Raw genomic sequence first — 14,994 nt, 5'->3', positions numbered from 1 at the left:
ACGGCTTTCCCTTCGTGTTCGGCGGCGCCCACGCGGCGCCCCGCCCCGATCCTCTACGAGGGTGCGCCAGCTTACTCGCGGCGCCCGGGCGCTCCTGACGTGCGGCTTCCTTCGGCGGGCCGGTCGGGCCCGCGGATGACGTCGAGCGGCGTCCGCTGCCACGGGCTCCTGCGGTTCGCCGGATCGAGCAGTGTCGCCACATGGCGCTCCATCGCGTCCTGCGGGGCGAGCAGCGACTCGCCCGGCGTCCCGCGCACCCCCTCGCGCCAGGCCGCGAGACCGAGGAGACAGTGGTCGGCGTACTCCTGCCACGTGTTGTACGTGCCCGCCACCTGCGGCACCACGTTCTTCAGCAGGTTCCAGGCGTCCGCCTCGGAGAGCAGCCCGGCGGCGAAGCCGCACCGTGCCATGTCCGCGTACAGGGCGATGTCCCAGGCCAGCGGCTCCACCCCGAGCCGGGCGCGGGCCTGCTCCCGGAACCCCGTCCTGGCGAGCACGCCGAGCTGCCCGACGAGCCGGTCCCGCGTGCCCGTCTCCCACTGCTCGGTCAGCCGGCGCCGCGCCTTCTCGTCGTCGACGCGGGTGAAGGGGTACAGCGTGGTGTGCGACGTGCGCTTGTCCGGGCGCAGGGGTGCGCTCAGGGACACCATCCACAGCTGGTGCGGCGTGAGGGGCGTGCGGTAACGGCGCTCCGTCTTGGGCCTGATGTGGGGGATGCGTGTGAACAGGGACATGGCGCGTGAGCGTACCGAACACGTGTGTGGACATCTTGTGCCCCCTCGATTCCCGGTTCGGCAAGCGGATTGCTCGCCTACACTTTCGAGCCGCACTCCGCCAGCACGTACGAGCAGGAGGACAGCACGTGAGCCGCTGGATCGGGACCAGTTTCAAGATGACCAAGACCCGGGCGGAGGCGGCGCGTTACGCGGCGCGTGTGCGGGAGGCCGTGGGGGAGGGGATCCCCGATGTGCGCCCCTTTCTGATCCCGTCGGCGACCGCGGTGTCCACCGTCGCCGACACCCTCGGCCCCGGCTCGCCCGTCCTGACCGGCGTGCAGAACGCGCACTGGGCGGACGAGGGTGCCTGGACCGGCGAGATCTCGGTGCCGCAGGCCGCGGACGCGGGCGCCCGGCTCGTCGAGATCGGGCATTCGGAGCGGCGCGCCCACTTCGCCGAGACCGACGAGACGGTGCGGCTCAAGACGGCGGCCGCGCTGCGCCACGGACTCACCCCGCTGGTCTGCGTCGGCGAGGACGCGGCGGCCAGGGACGCCGGACGCGGCGCCGTCGTCGTACGGGCCCAGGCCGAGGCCGCGCTCGAAGGGCAGCGGGACCCCGGCGCGGTGCTGCTCGCCTACGAACCCGTCTGGGCGATCGGTGCCGACGGCCGCCCGCCGCGCCCCGAGGAGATCGCCCCCGCCCTCGCGGCCCTCGCCGAACTGCCGGTCCGCGCCGTCCTTTACGGCGGGTCCGTGGACCTGGACAACGCGCCGTGGCTGCTCGAACTCCCCGGTGTACGGGGGCTCTTCGTGGGCCGGGCGGCGTGGGACGCGGAGGCGTACCTGAAGCTGCTCGCCCTCGCGTCAGGCCCGGGGCTCCCGCGCGGCGAGCACGACGGGAGCGGTGGAGTGCGGCAGTAGGTCCAGCGGGTCGTCGGGCAGCAGGACCTCGACCTCGGCGTCGTCCGCGAAGCGGTAGGGGCGGTGGGCGAGATGGGCGCCGAGGTAGCGGCGCACGCGGGACATCTCGGCGCGCACCGTCACCGTGCGGGCCCGGTCGCCGAAGAGTTCCTCCGCCAGTTCGGAGGCGCTGCGGCCGGCCGGGTGCAGGGCCAGGACGTACAGCATCTCGGCGTGTCTGGGGCTGAGTTCATGCGTCCAGGAGGCCGCCGCCCCCGACACCTCCAGGGACCAGCGGCGCGGGCGGCTCAGGTCGAGCGCGATCCGGGTCGCGTCGAACCGCAGCGGCTCCTCGTCCACCAGCAGCAGCCAGCCGCCCGGCAGCGGCGTCACCCTGCACGTGCCGAGCGCCGGCACCCAACAGCTGCCCTCGGCCATCGTCTTGGGCAGCGTGACCCGGTCCACCGGCGGCATCCCGGTCACCGCGGCCGTGCAGCCGGACGGGTCGACGGCGAGCGCCCGCCCGCCGATCCGGGCCAGCACCGGCGCGGCCACCGAACGCAGCCTCTCCAGGCCCGTCTGCCACTGCTCCCGCAGCCGGGCCTCGGCGAGCTGGGCCACCGAGTGCACCCACGACAGCGTCGCCGGGTGCATCGTCTCCATCGGTCCGCTGATGTCGAGGACACCGAGGAGCCGTCCGTCGCGCGGATCGGTCACCGGGGCACCCGCGCACATCCACGGGTGCTGCGAACGCACGAAGTGCTCGGCGGAGAAGACCTGTACGGGGCGGCGGGTGACCAGCGGTGTACCGATCCCGTTCGTGCCGACGACGTCCTCCGCCCAGTGCGCGCCCACTTCGAAACCGATCCGGTCGGCCATGCGCAGCACGCCGGGGTGTCCCTCGCGCCACAGGATCCGGCCGTCCGCGTCGCTGATCACCATGATGTGCTGCGCCGCGTCGGCGACCGTCACCAGCGCCTCGCGCAACATCGGCAGCAGCGGGTACAGGGCGGAGGCCTGGCGCCGCTCCTCCAGTTCCTCCGTGCTGAGCAGCCCGGCGCGGACGTCGTGGTCCGGGTCGATGCCGCCTTCCAGCATCCGCCGCCAGGATTCGTGGATCACCGGGCGTGGCCGTACCCGCGGCCGCTGCCCCGCGAGAGTCGCCTCGCGCACTCCCTTGAGCAGCCGGGAGGAGTGCGCCACGTCCATGGCGGACAACCGTGCGAGGTCGATCGTCGAGTCCTTGTTCATACGGGGAACCTCGGTTGTGGGGAGATGCGCCCATCCTGCCCTGAGAACCCCGGCAAGCGTGGGCCTTCCCGAGGAACGGTGCAACCCCTTGCAACCCTGGTGAACATCCGTGCGGGGTTTGAAACTGAGAACAACGCCGCCAATGCGGCGTTCGAGCTCCTCTAGGGGCCTGAAAGCGGGGATGGTGCCGTGTCGGCGCAGCACCATCCCCGCGCCATGAGCCGGGTCAGCCGACGGGCTGCGCCCGCGCCACCAGCGACGCCAGGTCCAGGGTGTGCGGCAGCGTCCCGAACCCCGCACCCCGGTCGCCCCCGAACCGCGCGGCGCAGAACGCGTCCGACACGTCGTCGGGCCCGTACCGCGCCAGCAGCGAACCCTGGAGCACCAGCACGATCCGCTCCACGAGCCGCCGCGCCCGCGCCTCGATGCCGTCCAGGTCGCCGAGTTCGGTCAGCAGGTCCTTCACCGCCGCGTCGAGCCGGTGGTCGGCGCCGCGCGCCTTGCCGACCTCGACGAGGAACGCGTTGAACGCCTGCGGTTCCCGCTGCAACGCCCGCAGCACGTCGAGGGCCTGGACGTTCCCCGCGCCCTCCCAGATCGAGTTCAGCGGCGACTCGCGCAGCAGCCGCGGCATGCCGGACTCCTCCACGTACCCGTTGCCGCCGAGGCACTCCAGGGCCTCCGCGACCAGCGGCGTACAGCGCTTCGTCACCCAGTACTTGGCCGCCGGCACCGCGATCCGCAGGAAGGCCCGCTCCTGCTCGCCCCCGTCCTCGTACGCGGCGGCCAGCCGCAGCGCGAGCGTCGTCGCGGCCTCCGACTCCAGCGCCAGATCCGCCAGGACGTTGCTCATCAGCGGCTGGTCGACCAGCTTCGCGCCGAACGCCGCGCGGTGCGTGCAGTGGTGGACGGCCTGCGCCACCGCCTGGCGCATCAGGGCCGCGGAGCCGAGCACGCAGTCGAGCCGGGTCGCCGCCACCATCTCGATGATGGTGCGCACCCCGCGCCCCTCCTCGCCGACCCGGCGCCCCCACGTCCCGTCGAACTCGACCTCGGCGGAGGCGTTGGACCGGTTGCCCAGCTTGTCCTTGAGGCGTTGCAGGGCGAACGGGTTGTGTGTGCCGTCCTCGAGGACGCGTGGCACGAGGAAACAGGTGAGCCCGTCACCGGCCTGCGCCAGGACCAGGAAACCGTCCGACATCGGTGCGCTGCAGAACCACTTGTGTCCGGTGAGCGCGTACGTACCGTCCTCGGCCAGCGGTACGGCCCGCGTCGTACTGGCCCGTACGTCGCTGCCGCCCTGCTTCTCCGTCATCGCCATCCCGAACAGCGCTCCGGCCTTCTGTCCGGCGGGGCGCAGCCCGGAGTCGTAGACCATGGAGGTGAGGCGGGGCTCCCACTCGGCGGCGAGGCCGGGGTCCGCGCGCAGCGCCGGCACCGCCGCGTGCGTCATCGACAGCGGACACAGATGGCCCGCCTCCACCTGCGACCACACCAGGAACGCGGCGGCGCGCCGCAGGTGACCGCCCGGCCTGGTCCAGGCCGATGTGAGCCCCGCCGAGACCCCCTTGCCGAGCAGCCGGTGCCACGAGGGGTGGAACTCCACCTCGTCGATCCGGTGGCCGTAGCGGTCGTGGGTGCGCAGGCGCGGCGGGTTCTCGTTCGCCAGCCGCCCCCATTCCTGAGCCTGCGCGGAGCCCGCGGTGCGGCCGAGCAGATGCAGCTCCGCCAGGGCCTCGTCCAGCAGTTCGGGGGCCAGATGCCGGCGCACCCCCTGGACGAGGACCTGGTCGGAGCCGAAGACGTCGTACCCCGTCAGCGGTGGGGGCTGGTTGGTCACCGTGTGCGTGCTGCCTGCCATGCCCCGGAACCTACCCGCGACGCGGGTACGGGCGCCTCATCCGATGTGTGCCATGGCGACCTCGTGTTTCCTTTCCGGCCGCGGGAACCCTTCTGGCGGCCAGCCGGGGCGGTACACGGTGTCGATGTAGCGCTCGCCGAGGTCAGGGGCGATCGCCACCGCCGTGAGGCCGTGCCGTCCGTTGCGGTCGAGCCACTGGCCCGCTCCGCTGATCACCGTGCCGGTCGATCCGCCGAACAGGAACCCCCGCCCCGCGAGGGTGCGGCACACGTGCAGCGCGTCCGGTTCCTCGACGTGCACCACGTCGTCGATGTACGAGGTGTCGAGGAGCGGTGGCCGTACGCCGGCGCCGAGCCCGGGAATGAGCCGGCGCCCGGCGGGTCCGCCGAAGCTCACCGAGCCGACGCTGTCGACGGCCACGATGTGCACCCGGCGCCGCCACTGCCAGAACCAGCGGGCACACCCCATCAGCGTGCCCGTAGTCCCGGCCCCGACGAACAGCACGTCGAGGTGCGGGAAGCGGTGGGCGATGGCCGGGGCCGTGGTGCGGAAGTGCGCCCGCCAGTTGTGGTGGTTGCTGTGCTGGTCGAGGCGGACGTACCGGTCGTCGGCCGCGCACAGCGCCCGTACGTAGGCGAGCCGGGCCGCCAGCAGGCCGCCCTGCGCCGCCGGTTCGCGGACCACGTGCACCCGGCTGCCGAGCGCCTCCATCAGCCGGATCGTGGTCTGGTTGCACCGGTCGTCGGTCACACACAGAAACCGGTAGCCGCGGTGCGCGGCGATGACGCTGAGCGCGAGTCCCAGATTCCCCGACGAGGACTCGACGAGCACCTTGCCGGGCCGCAGCAGGCCGTCGCGCTCGGCGGCGTCGACCATCGCGGTGGCAGCCTTCAGTTTGATGGATCCGGCGAAGTTGAACCCTTCGCACTTGAGGAAGAGCGGCAGGTCAAGCGCCGCCCGCAGATCCACGTAGAGCTCTTCCTCGTTGAACTGAGCGGGATCGTCAATGACTGGCATGGCGTGCGCCGCCCCCCTCCTTCATGTGTCCCCCGTGTCCCATGCGTGCCTGCCTTTCAGCCGTGTCGTCGCAGTTCGTCGAAGAAGCCGTCCACGACGTGCAGTTGGCCGCGCTCGGCCACTTCGTCGTGCACGTACCGTCCGACGGCGAGGTCGAGTACCCCGAGCCCGAACGGCGAGAACACCACGGTCCTGTCGTTCGGCACGGATATACGTCCCGTCAGTACGTCGTCGAGTGTTCCGTCGATGAAATCCCTTCCTCCCGTGAGCTGTTCGGCCAGGTGCGGCGAGGTGTCCGCCTTGAGACAGTGCTCGACGTCGTCCACGTAGTTCGCGCTGTCGAGAAGGATCTCCGGTGCGAGATCGCGCAGCGACACGTGCAGCACCAACGGATGGTGTACGAACCAGGACGCGTCATGGATGTGCGGTTTGGCCGTGACCGTGGCAAAAACCACCAAGTCGCTTGAGCGGATCAGGCGTTCGGCGCTCTCGTGCACCGTGATCCGCCCCTTGGTGCCCGCCCGTTCCAGATAGTCGCGGAACCCGGCCGCGCTCTTTGCCGACACGTCGTGCACCCCCGTCTCCTCGAACTCCCAGCCGGTGCCGACGAGATGGGTGTGGATGTGCCGGGCGATCAGACCGGTGCCGATGAAGCCGACGCGCCGCGGGCGCTCCCGGCCCCGGCCGAGCCGGTCGGCGGCGAGGGCGGCGGACGACGCCGTCCGCACCGCGCTGATCACCGAACTCTCCAGGCACGCGTACGGGTAGCCGGTGTCCGGGTCGTTGAGGATCAGCACGGCCGAGGCGCGCGGCAGACCCGAGCGGGTGTTCTCCGGGAAACTGGAGATCCACTTGAGCCCGTCCGTGCGCAGCGGACCGCCGATCGAGGCGGGCAGCGCGATGATCCGCGCGCTCGGCCGGTCGGGAAACCGCAGGAAGTACGAGGGCGGGTTGACGGTGCCGCCCGCCCCGTGCAGCCGGTACACCTGCTCGATCAGCTCGGCGATCTCCCGCTCGCGTCCGCGCAGCGCCTGCTGGACCTGCTCGCCGGGGATCACGGCGAACCGGGGCGCGACGGCGGTCATCCGGCGGTCGCCGGCACGGTCGGTGCGCAGTCGGCGAGGCGCACCGGATCGGCGAGCGCGACGAGCACCTCGCGGGGGCCGTCGAACGGCTCCCGGCTGTGCGCGGTGCGGAGGTTGTCGACGAGCAGCAGATCGCCGCTCTGCCAACGGGTGCGCACGGTGTGCGCCTCGTACACCTCGTTCAGCGTGCGCACCACGTCCTCGCCGAGCGGATCGCCGTTGCCGTACAGGGTGTTGAAGGGCAGCCCTTCGGGCCCGTACTCGTCGACGAGGTACTCGCGGACCTCCGGTTCCATCGTCCACTCGCTCAGGAACGCGATCTGGTTGAACCAGACCGGGGTCCCGTCGCGCGGATGGCGGAGGACGGCGCTGCGCCGCTGCCGGGTGCGCAGCGAGCCGTCCGGCTGCCAGCTGAAGCCGATGGCATGGGCCCGGCAGTACGCGGCGACGGCGTCCCGGTCGTCGGTGCCGAACGCCTCGGCGACCGAGGCGCCGATGTCCTCGTGGTACGTCCTGGCGAGGATCCAGCCCTCCCGTTCGAACCGCTCGGCGAGCGCGGAGGGCAGGGCGCCCAGGACGGCCCGCGCGTCGGCGAGACCGGTCGCGCCGCCGCTCGCGGACGCCTCAAGGCAGGCGAACTGCAACAGCGCGGGGAACTCCAGGCAGTAGCTCAACTCGTGGTGCATGCACATCATTTGGTTGGGCGGCCACTTGGTGGCGGAGTACACGCCGTCCGGGTACGTGCGGCGCGGCGCGAACGGTTCCCGGTCGGCCATCAGGCCGCCCGCCGCCTGCTTGAACACGGCGGCGGTGGGACCCGGGTCGGTGAGCCCGAGACCGCGCACCAGGGCGCAGCCGTGCTCGCCGACGACGGCGCGCACGGTCTCGCGGTGCTGTGCGGTCCAGCCCTCCGGATCGCCCGCGCAGTCGGCGTGCACCAAGGGTGGGCCGTCGGTGGAGAGTGAGATGTCAGGTGACGGAGTCGAGAGCGACATGCGGGTGCGCTTCCTTTCCGACGAATCAGGTGGATGTGGTGGCTGTGGTGCATACCGCGGCCCGGTCGTCGAGCAGCCCGGCCAGGTCCGCGAGGACCGGATGGTGCGTGACGTCCTTGAGGGTGATCGCCCGGTCCAGGGCGACCGCCAGCTTCACGGCGGCCAGTGAGCTGCCGCCGAGGTCGAAGAAGTGGTCGTGGCGTCCGATGCGTTCGGCGGGCACACCGAGCACGTCGGCCCAGAGCGCGGCGAGCCGGCGTTCCGCCGGTGTACGAGGTGGTTCGGTGTCCGGGGCCGACGCCTCGGCGAGCGCGGTGAGCGCGCGGCGGTCCGTCTTCCCGTTGGCGGTCAGCGGCAGCCGCTCCCGCCAGTGCACGACCGAGGGCACCATGTACGCGGGCAGCGCGGCGGCCACCGGCTCCGTCACGTCCACGGGCCGGGGCCCGGTGCAGAACGCCGCGAGCTGCGAGCCCCGGACCACGACCACCGCGGCGTCCCGGACCCCGTCCACCCGCAGCAGCGCGTTCTCGACCTCGCCGATCTCGACGCGGAAGCCGCGGATCTTGACCTGGCCGTCCCGGCGCCCGAGGAACTCCAGCTTCCCGTCGGGCCGCCAGCGCCCGTGGTCGCCGCTGCGGTACAGCCGCTCGCCGGGCCGGTACGGGTCCTCGACGAACGCGGCCTTCGTGCGTTCCGGGTCGTTGACGTAGCCGCGCCCGACGCACAGGCCCGAGAAGACGATCTCGCCGGGCGCGCCCAGCGGAACCGGCAGCAGATCCTCGTCGACGACGTAGACGCGTACGTTCGCGACCGGCGGCCCGAGCGGCACCCGGTCGCCCTCCGGAGGCCGGAGCATCACCTCGTGGTTGGTGTCGTCGGAGGTCTCCGTGAGCCCGTACGCGTTGACGAGCCGCACGCCGGGCCGCGCCGCGAACCAGCGGCGCACCAGCTCCGCCTTCACGGCCTCCCCGGTCACCGACACACAGCGCAGGTAGGGGAGCCGGCGGGGCCGGTGGGTCAGCTCGGCGAGGACGGCCTCCAGATAGGACGGCACGACCTGCAGCACGTTCACCCGGCCCCGCTCGATCGTGTCCACGAAGCGGGCGACGTCGAGGACCGTGCGCTGCCCGACGACGAGGGTGCGGCCGCCGACGGTCAGCGCGGACACCAGCTGCCACAGCGAGATGTCGAAGCACTGCGGCGCCGTCTGCGCCACGGTGTCCCCGGCGCCGATCCCCAGGTCGTCGACCTTGGCGAACACGTGGTTGAGGAACCCGACGTGCTCGCACAGGGCGCCCTTCGGCTCGCCGGTGGAGCCCGAGGTGAAGTACAGGTAGGCGAGTTGGTCCGCCGCGACCGGGACGCCGAGGTCGCCGTCCGCGTGGCCCTCGGCGTACGCGTCCGCCACGGACAGGGTGCCGTCCCGGTCGGCGACGACGAGCCGGCAGTCGGCCCGGCCGAGCATCGTGGCGACGCGCTCGGCCGGGAAGCGCGGCTCCACCGGCAGATACACCCCGCCCGCCTTCAGGACGCCGAGGACGGCCGCCGCCCAGTCGACGCCGCGCTCCATGACGACGGCGACGACCTGCTCGGGCCGAAGGCCGCGCGCGAGCAGCGCCCGGCCCACCTGGTTGGCGCGCGAGTTGAGTTCGGCGTACGTCCACTCCTCGCGCTCGTCCGCGACGGCCGGCAGGTTCGGGTGGGCGGCGGCCCGCGCCTCGAACAGCTCGTGCACCCGCCGGTCCGGAAGCGGCATCCGGGGGCCCGCCAACTCCTCCAACTGGTAGCGGAGTTCACCGTCGGAGAGCAGGCTCCGGCGCTGCGGGCCGGCCAGCGCGGCGAGATGGTAGCCCGCGACGCGGGCGGCGGCCTCGGCGTCGAGGGCCTCGGTGCGGTAGCTCAGCCGCAGGGTGTGCCCCTCCGTGACACTCGCCCGGAACACCGGGTCGTCGTGGTCCACGGACAGGGCCTCGCGCACCCGTGCGCGGGCCGCGTCGAGCGCTCGTCCGTCCGCCGACAGGCCCTCGGGGAGCGGTACGTCGAGCACCGCCGTGCCGGGGACCGGGGTGCGGGTCCACTGAAAGTCCGTCATGACTTCCTCTCCACTGCCGGGTTGCCGCCCCAGTCGGCGCCCGGCGGCATCTGCTCGCCCTTCATCAGGAAGGAGTCGGGGGCGAGCACGGCTCCGTCGCCCATGTCGATTCCGTAGTGCGCCAGGGCACCCGTGCTGAGCGTGCAGCCGGAACCGATCACGATCCGGTCCGACTTGAAGGTGCCGTCCTCCTGGGAGTGCGCCTGGATCTTGGCGTGCGCGCCGAGCGTGGTGTCGTCGCCGATCGTCGTCAGCGTGCGCTCGGTGATGTTGGCCCCGTCGTCGAAGACCCGCCGCCCGATCCGCACGCCGAGCAGCCGCCACGCCACGTTCTTGAACGGTGTCCCGTTGAGCACCACGAGGTGGTTGTCCGGCACCTTCCACAGCCGCTCGTGCCACCGGAAGTACGGGTCGTAGATCGAGCACAACCGGGGTGTGAGCGGCCGGAACCGGCAGATCAGCCGCTCCATGAACACGTAGTAGCAGGTGGTGAACGGGAGCCCGAGGACCATCGCCGCGCCGAACAGCAGCCCGCCGACGAAGCCCGTGCCGCCGTACAGGTCGAGCGCGCCGAACGCGATCACCGACAGCAGGAACCAGTGCAGCCACCGCACGAACAGGAACAGGGCCATCGTGCGCAGGTTGTAACGGTTCTTCGCGGCGAGGCGGCTCTTGAACTCCTCGCCCCGGCGCAGGTGGTCGAAGCGGCTGTCGCGCTCCACCGAGCGCGGGATCTCGAAGGGCGGCGAGCCGAGCAGCCCGACATCGCTGCGCACCTCGCCGTCCAGCGGCACCATCGCCTTCGTGGCGAGCAGTACGTTCTCGCCGGTGCGGCCGCCGCTCGGGTAGGCGATGTGGTTGCCGAGGAAGCTGTGCGCCCCGATCGTCGCGCGCGAGACACGGAACGAGGTCGCCGAGTACTCGGCGTTCAGGATCGAGAGCCCGTCGGCGACCATCGTGCCGCTGCCCACCGTCGCCAGGTACGGGGTCTCGTGCTGGACCTCCGTACCGAAGTTCGAACCGGTCTGCTCCACGTTCGACAGGTCGTACCCGATCGACCGCAGATAACCGACGATGTAAGAACTGTCGCCCGCAAGCCACTTGAAGAACTTGATATTGGTCATGCGGGTGACCGCGCGGTGCACGCCGTAGTGGAATCCATACAGTGGATAGGTGCGTTCCGGACGCACCAGCGGACGTAGTACGCGCGGTAACAGTGACACGGCTGCGAAGCCCAGCACGACGAACACCAAAAATCCGACGACGGAAAGTCCGAGCGCCTCGACGTAGAACGCGGCGGTGCCCAGATCCTGCGAGTCCGGGGAGAACAGGGTGTCCAGCGCGGGCATTTCTGTTACCGCGAGATATACGCCGCCAATGGCGAGTGGCGCGTAGACGAAGAGCAGTTGCGCGAGACCCGCGAGCCCGAAGAAGGTGCGGCGTGTGACGGAGACGCGGGCCGCCGGAACCCGGACGTAGTCGACGTCGGCCGGTTCGGCGGGAGAGCCGTGCCGGCATTCGCCCGCAGGCACCGACGCGCCGTCGTACAGGGCCGAGGCGTGGCCGAGTTGGGAGCCGTCGCCCATCGTGGTGCCGATGTCGAGGACGGTCTTCTCACCGACGAAGACATCGCGGCCGAGGGTCACCGGACCGGTACGGATACGTCCGGCCACCGCCGAGTACCCCAGGAAATAGGCCTCCTTGCGGATCACGGTGCCGGCGCCGATCGTCACCAGGTCGGTGCAGACGGGCACGGCACGGGACAGGATCGTCACGTTCCGCCCGATGCGCGCGCCCAGCAGCCGCAGGTACCACACGTACGGCGGGCTGCCCACGAACAGCACCATCGGGTTGGCGTGCAGCAGTACCCGCACGGTCCAGAAGCGCAGGTAGGCGAGGCTCCACACCGGGAACTCGGTCTCCCGCCAGCGGCCCACGAGAAGCCACTTCCCGAGGACGGGCACGAGGCACGCGCCCACGAACACGGCTGCGCCGAAGATCGCGGAACGCGCGTACACCTCAAGGACGCCGTCGCTCGTCGCCACCCACTCGTAGCCGGGGGCGACGACGAGTCCGACGATCGCGCAGTACGCGGCGAAGAACAGGAACTGCAGTGCCCCGCAGAGCAGATAGCGCGGGGTGCTGCCGGGCGGGGGCGGTGGTGGCGGTGGCTTCGGCGGGGTGGCGGTGGGGACCGGGGCCCGGTCGAGCGCGGCGGCCAGCGAGCGGATCGTCGGATTCCCGTAGACGTCCCGCATGGACACCGACGGCAGGTCGTCCCGTTTGCGGACCCGCGCGCAGAAGTGTGCCATCACCAGGGAGTTGGCGCACAAATCATCGAAGAAGTGACTGTCAGGAGGTACGTGTTCGACCTGGACGACGCCGGCCAGGACTTCGGCAAGAACGTTTTCCGTGCCATTGGACACAATGGCTCCTCATGAATAGTCGGCTTGGGATTTTACTGCAGGATGAAGCTTCGCCTCGTACGAATGGGCGTGACGCTTGATCCCCCGTGTCCCCCTGGCCACATGAATTCCACATTGCTTCTGGGATTTCATGAACAGTCCGGCGGGCCGATCATTTTTTACGGTCCGCCGGGAACTCATCAAAGAGACGGTTCAATTACTTCGTTCGGTTCCAGGGGGGTCCTTGGATTTCTCCGACGGCGGCAGACCGCGGCTCGCCGAGGGGCCGCGCCGGTACCAGGTATGGGTGTCGGAGCAGGTGGCGGATACCTTGGGGGGCGTGCAGCCAGCAAGTGAATCCCCCGAACCGCCGTCCGGACGACTCCATCGGGCGCGTGTCCTGTACCACAACGTCTCCAAACGCAAGACCGCCTGGCTGCTCCTCAAGGACACCGTCAACTCCTGCATGGAGTACCGCATCCTGGGCCTCGCCGCCGAGGCCGCGTTCTTCACCCTGCTGTCGGTGCCGCCGCTGCTGCTGTCCCTGGTGGGGCTGCTCGCCTACGTCGACACATGGACCGGCGCCGACACCATCGCGGGCGTCCGCGACAACATCCTGGAGGCCTCGCGCACGGTCCTCACCGACCAGGGCGTGAAGGAGATCGCAGAACCGATCCTGGACGACGTCATCAAGGGCGGCAGGCCCGATGTCATCTCCATCGGCTTCCTGCTCTCGCTGTGGTCGGGCTCGCGCGCGGTGTCGACGTTCGTGGACACCGTGACCGTCATGTACGGCCTCGACGGCGTACGCGGCATCGTCAAGACGCGGCTGCTCGCCTTCCTGCTCTTCCTGGTGGGACTCGTCGTGGGCGCGATCGCGCTGCCGCTGATGATCGCCGGCCCGGACGCGGTGATCGGCCTCGTGCCGTGGTCGCAGTCGGTCGTCCAGGTCCTGTACTGGCCGGTGGTCCTCGTCCTGTCCATCGCGTTCCTCACGACGCTGTACCACGTGTCCGTGCCGGTGCGCTCGCCGTGGATCGAGGACGTGCCGGGCGCCCTCGTGTCGCTCGCGATGTGGATCCCCGGCAGCTTCCTGCTGCGCCTCTACCTCACCAACACCATCGAGGGGCCGACCATCTACGGCTCCCTCGCCGCCCCGGTCGCGGTGCTGCTGTGGATCGGTGTCTCGGCGTTCGCGGTGCTCGTCGGCGCCGCGGTGAACGCCGCGATCGACCGGGTGTGGCCGTCGGTCGCGACGGCCGCCGCGCGCGCCGCGAACGAGCGCTTCCGCGCGGCGGCCACCGCCGAGCAGACGGCGCGGGCGGCCGGGTTCGGCCTCGACGACGACGAGGAGGACCCGGACGAGGGCGAGGACCCCGGCATGCCGTCCGAGTTCCCGGAGCGCTGGTCGAAGTTCCTGCCCCCGGAGGACGTCACGTCCCGCCTGCGCACCGTCCGCAAGAACGGCGACGGGTCGGGGGACGAGGAGCACTGACCGGCGCGCCGTCACAGCGCCGGTCTACGCTGCCCCCATGGACGGACTCGCGGGCCGCGGGGCCTACGCCGAGTGGGCCGCGCGGGTGCCGGGGGCGACGCTGTGGACCCGGACGGTCGCGCGCGACGGGAGCTCGGCGGCGCCGGTCCTGCCCGACGGCTGCATGGACCTGATCTGGAGCGAGGGCCGGCTCTTCGTCGCGGGACCCGACACCCGCGCCCACCCCACGGACCCCGGCGCCGCCCGCCGCTACGCGGGCATCCGCTTCGCCCCCGGCACGGCGCCCGGCTACCTCGGCGTACCGGCACACGAACTGCGGGACACCCGTGTCGCATTGGCGGACGTGTGGCGGGACGGGTCCGAGGCCCGGCGGCTCACCGAGCGCCTGGACGAAGCCGCGGACCCGGCGGCCGTCCTGGACGCCCTGGCGGCACGCCTCGCACACGCCGCTGGCCCGCCCGACCCGCTGTTCACCCATGTGGCGCAGGCGCTGGACGCGGGCCGCACCGTCACCGATGTCGCCGACGAGACGGGCCTCGGCGCCCGCACGCTGCACCGCCGCTCACTGGCCGCGTTCGGCTACGGCCCCAAGACCCTCGCCCGCGTGCTGCGCCTGCAACGGGCCCTGGCGCTGGCCCGCGCCGCCGTCCCCTTCGCGGAGGCGGCGACCCGGGCCGGTTACACGGACCAGGCCCATCTGGCGCGCGACGTAAGAGACCTGACGGGGACGACGCTGGGGCGCCTGATGCTCGGACGACAGGGATGCCCGGTCGGGAAGGGAGGTCAGGTGAGAGGCGCGAACAGGTCCACCTGATTGCCGTCGGCGTCGAGCACGACGGCGTACCGCTGCCCCCACGGCGCGTCCCACGGCTTCGTCTCACCGCGGTGACCCGCCCCGGTCACCTCCCCGTACACCGCGTCGACCCCCGCGGCGTCCCCGCAGTGGAACGCGAGCGCTACCCGGCCCCGGCCGCGCTCCCCGGCGGCGGGGTCCGGGTCGAACATCAGCCGGATGCCACCCGCCAACTCGGCCTCCACGTGCGGGAGTTGCTCGGCACCCGCCGGGAACGTGAGGCCGAGGAGACGGTAGAAGGCGAGCGAGGCGGACAGATCGGTGGCGGCGACGCCGATGGCGTCCATACGGATACGGATCTCGTTCATGCCACCCACCGTAG

Annotated in this window: 12 protein-coding genes; 3 read left to right on the top strand and 9 right to left on the bottom strand. The window is 71.5% G+C overall.

Annotated features, from left to right (window positions below):
• Positions 1 to 71: 71 nt before the first annotated feature.
• A complete protein-coding gene (locus ACY34M_RS11490; protein ID WP_462718315.1) occupies positions 72 to 734 on the bottom strand; it encodes a DUF1266 domain-containing protein in 663 nt (220 codons plus the stop codon).
• A 128-nt stretch (positions 735 to 862) separates the two neighbouring features.
• Between ACY34M_RS11490 and ACY34M_RS11485 the strand changes: the two genes are divergently transcribed.
• Entirely contained in the window at positions 863 to 1,639 is a 777-nt protein-coding gene (locus tag ACY34M_RS11485) for a triose-phosphate isomerase (RefSeq protein ID WP_462718314.1), read from the top strand.
• Here the strand turns inward: ACY34M_RS11485 and ACY34M_RS11480 are convergent.
• From ACY34M_RS11480 to ACY34M_RS11450, 7 genes are all read right to left on the bottom strand, one after another.
• Positions 1,583 to 2,869 carry a GAF domain-containing protein gene (locus ACY34M_RS11480; RefSeq protein WP_462718313.1) on the bottom strand — a complete coding sequence of 429 codons (1,287 nt, stop codon included), beginning with the start codon at positions 2,867 to 2,869 and terminating at the stop codon, positions 1,583 to 1,585. The two genes, ACY34M_RS11485 and ACY34M_RS11480, sit on opposite strands and share 57 nt — an antisense overlap.
• A 226-nt stretch (positions 2,870 to 3,095) precedes the next feature.
• Complete coding sequence (locus ACY34M_RS11475) at positions 3,096 to 4,730, bottom strand: acyl-CoA dehydrogenase family protein (RefSeq protein WP_462718312.1); 1,635 nt, start codon at positions 4,728 to 4,730, stop codon at positions 3,096 to 3,098.
• 36 nt (positions 4,731 to 4,766) lie between these two features.
• Positions 4,767 to 5,747, bottom strand: coding sequence for a 2,3-diaminopropionate biosynthesis protein SbnA (gene sbnA, locus ACY34M_RS11470; RefSeq protein WP_462718311.1), 981 nt, complete (start codon positions 5,745 to 5,747; stop codon positions 4,767 to 4,769).
• A 56-nt stretch (positions 5,748 to 5,803) separates the two neighbouring features.
• Positions 5,804 to 6,832 carry a 2,3-diaminopropionate biosynthesis protein SbnB gene (gene sbnB / locus ACY34M_RS11465; RefSeq protein ID WP_462718310.1) on the bottom strand — a complete coding sequence of 343 codons (1,029 nt, stop codon included), beginning with the start codon at positions 6,830 to 6,832 and terminating at the stop codon, positions 5,804 to 5,806.
• On the bottom strand, positions 6,829 to 7,827 hold the full coding sequence (locus ACY34M_RS11460; protein ID WP_462718309.1) for a TauD/TfdA family dioxygenase: 999 nt from the start codon (positions 7,825 to 7,827) through the stop codon (positions 6,829 to 6,831). The genes sbnB and ACY34M_RS11460 overlap by 4 nt, the downstream gene beginning before the upstream one ends.
• A gap of 25 nt (positions 7,828 to 7,852) precedes the next feature.
• On the bottom strand, positions 7,853 to 9,919 hold the full coding sequence (locus tag ACY34M_RS11455; RefSeq protein WP_462718308.1) for a non-ribosomal peptide synthetase: 2,067 nt from the start codon (positions 9,917 to 9,919) through the stop codon (positions 7,853 to 7,855).
• Entirely contained in the window at positions 9,916 to 12,345 is a 2,430-nt protein-coding gene (locus ACY34M_RS11450; RefSeq protein ID WP_462718307.1) for a Pls/PosA family non-ribosomal peptide synthetase, read from the bottom strand. The genes ACY34M_RS11455 and ACY34M_RS11450 overlap by 4 nt, the downstream gene beginning before the upstream one ends.
• A gap of 319 nt (positions 12,346 to 12,664) precedes the next feature.
• Between ACY34M_RS11450 and ACY34M_RS11445 the strand changes: the two genes are divergently transcribed.
• Positions 12,665 to 13,819 carry a YihY/virulence factor BrkB family protein gene (locus ACY34M_RS11445; RefSeq protein WP_462718306.1) on the top strand — a complete coding sequence of 385 codons (1,155 nt, stop codon included), beginning with the start codon at positions 12,665 to 12,667 and terminating at the stop codon, positions 13,817 to 13,819.
• A 37-nt stretch (positions 13,820 to 13,856) separates the two neighbouring features.
• Complete coding sequence (locus ACY34M_RS11440) at positions 13,857 to 14,633, top strand: helix-turn-helix domain-containing protein (RefSeq protein ID WP_462718305.1); 777 nt, start codon at positions 13,857 to 13,859, stop codon at positions 14,631 to 14,633.
• Here ACY34M_RS11440 and ACY34M_RS11435 read toward each other — a convergent pair.
• Positions 14,603 to 14,980, bottom strand: a complete 378-nt coding sequence (locus ACY34M_RS11435; protein ID WP_462718304.1) for a VOC family protein — start codon at positions 14,978 to 14,980, stop codon at positions 14,603 to 14,605. The two genes, ACY34M_RS11440 and ACY34M_RS11435, sit on opposite strands and share 31 nt — an antisense overlap.
• Between the last annotated feature and the right edge of the window lie 14 nt (positions 14,981 to 14,994).

The sequence above is a fragment of the Streptomyces sp. EDA2-14 genome (assembly GCF_054963755.1).
This window is presented reverse-complemented; position numbering and strand designations above follow the sequence as displayed.